The sequence below is a fragment of the Streptomyces doebereineriae genome (assembly GCF_031845645.1).
Classification (GTDB): domain Bacteria; phylum Actinomycetota; class Actinomycetes; order Streptomycetales; family Streptomycetaceae; genus Streptomyces; species Streptomyces canus.
This window is the reverse complement of sequence record NZ_JAVREZ010000603.1, coordinates 1-382: the sequence shown is the minus strand read 5'-3', so window position 1 is coordinate 382 and position 382 is coordinate 1. Positions and strand designations below refer to the sequence as shown.

At 76.2% G+C, this 382-nt stretch carries 1 protein-coding gene; it reads left to right on the top strand.

Features of this window, described 5'->3' with window-relative positions:
- Window positions 1–382, top strand: a 382-nt coding sequence (locus tag RNB18_RS53465) for an MFS transporter (RefSeq protein ID WP_311721240.1), incomplete at both ends; no start/stop codon positions are given.

The following is a 382-nucleotide window of genomic DNA, read 5'->3' as shown; positions in this document are numbered from 1 at the left end:
CTGCTCGTCTCCCTCGTACCGCTCGTCCTCGGCTCGGTGGTCTGCGCCCTGTCCTCGTCCGTGATCCCGATGATCGCCGGACGCGGCCTCCAGGGCCTCGGCATGGGCGTGGTGCCGCTCGGCATCAGCCTGCTGCGGGACGTCGTCCCGGCGGAGCGGCTCGGCCCGTCCATCGCGGTCATGAGCGCGTCGATGGGCGTGGGCGGCGCCCTGGGCCTGCCGTTCGCCGCCGCCATCGCGGAGAACACGAGCTGGCGGGTGCTGTTCTGGGTGGTCGCCGCCCTGGCCCTCGCGGTCGGCGCGCTGATCCGCGCCCTGGTCCCCGCCGACCGCCCGGCCACCGCCCCGGCGGGCCGCTTCGACCTGGTCGGGGCCATCGGCC